The organism is Asaia sp. W19, assembly GCF_003994335.1.
Taxonomy (GTDB): domain Bacteria; phylum Pseudomonadota; class Alphaproteobacteria; order Acetobacterales; family Acetobacteraceae; genus Asaia.
In genome coordinates, this window is the sequence record NZ_PNQZ01000139.1 from 1 (window position 1) to 1501 (window position 1501).

Consider the following 1501-nt stretch of genomic DNA (forward strand, 5'->3'; position numbering starts at 1 on the left):
ATTGCTGCGGGACTCCTGGCGGGGCGTCCCTGCTTGCCTGTGTCAACGATCTTCGGGAGGCCGCGTTACGTTCCCCCTCCTTCACAACATGACGAGCACGGCCGTGATGCCAGGGCCGCGCCTTGCGCCTAGCCGCCTTGTCCGATCCCGGTGTGGCTCGTCAGCACGAGATAGAAAATGAAGACAGCGTCCAGTCCGAGGACCATGGGCGTGAGGCGGACAAACTGCCGGGTGACCAGCAGCAGCAGAGAATAGAAGAGCAGGCCAAGAGCGAGGCTGATCATGAAATTGCCGGTCAGGACGGCAATGAGAAGCATGAAAGCAGGCGTCAGGAGTGCCTCCTGAGAGCTGTTGGCGGCCTGTCCGAGCGCCGAGAGCATGGAGAGCCCTACCAAGATGAGAACAGGGGCCGTAGCTTCGGCGGGTATCATCACGATCAGGGGCCAAAGTACGGAGGACGCCGCGAAAAGCAGGGCGACGGTCAGCGCCGTAAGTCCCGTGCGGCCACCTGCCTCGACCCCGACCAGGCTCTCGACATAGGCGGAGACGGTGCTGGTCCCGAGCGCGGAACCGATGATGCTGGCCGAGCCATCGGCCGCGAAGGCCGCTCGACCGAGGAGGGGGGTGCCATCCGGCTTGGTCAGTCTCGCACGGTTGGCCACGCTGTACATTGTGCCTGTCGCGTCGAAGAAATCGCTGATCAGGAAATAGAGGGTGATCGGCAGAAGCAGATCGAGATGCGAGAAGAAATCACCAAAATTGAACGGGAAAAGAAGATGGGTCGGATAATGCGGCCAATCCATGAAATGCTCGGGCAGGCTTGCCACGGTGTGACCGTTCTTGTGGACAAACAGGCTGGCGAGAGTCACCGCAAGAATGGCGATCAGCATTCCAGCCGGAACGCGTAACACGAGGAGGACGCTGGCGAGGAACAACCCGAACAGGGTGAGCAGAACCGAGGGATCGGTCAGCGCCCCGAAATGAAATCCATCGGGCGCACCTACGGCCAGCCCGCCCGTGACCATGCCCAGGCGGGCGATGAAGATCCCGATCGCGACCTGAATGCCCAGAACGATCGGTTCGGGAAAGGCCTGGATGATGCGATGGCGCAGACGTGTCACAGAAAGGGCGGTGAAGGCGATCCCCCCGAACAGGACGATCGTGAATGCCGTGCGTACGTCGACATGCATCTGATGTACGACGATCTGCGCGAAAATGGCGTTGCTGCTCATGGCAGGCGCGAGAGCGATCGGCATGTTGGCAAAAAGGGCCATCAGCAAGGTGCCGCAGATGGCCGCTGCGATGGTCGTCATGATCATGTCATGCGGAAGAAGGCCCGCCTTGGCCATGATCGCCGGATTGACGGCCATGATATAGGCCATGGCACCGAAGGTCGTGAGTCCCGCCAGGATTTCACGCTGGATTGTCGAGCCTCGTTGAGCAATCCGGAAGCGGCGATCCAGCCAGGTAGTGAGGGGAGAGGGGGGCACGGGATGGCGGC

At 61.4% G+C, this 1501-nt stretch carries 1 protein-coding gene; it reads right to left on the minus strand.

All coding sequences use genetic code 11. The features are described from left to right. Nucleotides 1-128: 128 nt before the first annotated feature. Nucleotides 129-1490 carry an NCS2 family permease gene (locus C0V97_RS17395; protein WP_127103714.1) on the minus strand — a complete coding sequence of 454 codons (1362 nt, stop codon included), beginning with the start codon at nt 1488-1490 and terminating at the stop codon, nt 129-131. Nucleotides 1491-1501 lie beyond the last annotated feature (11 nt).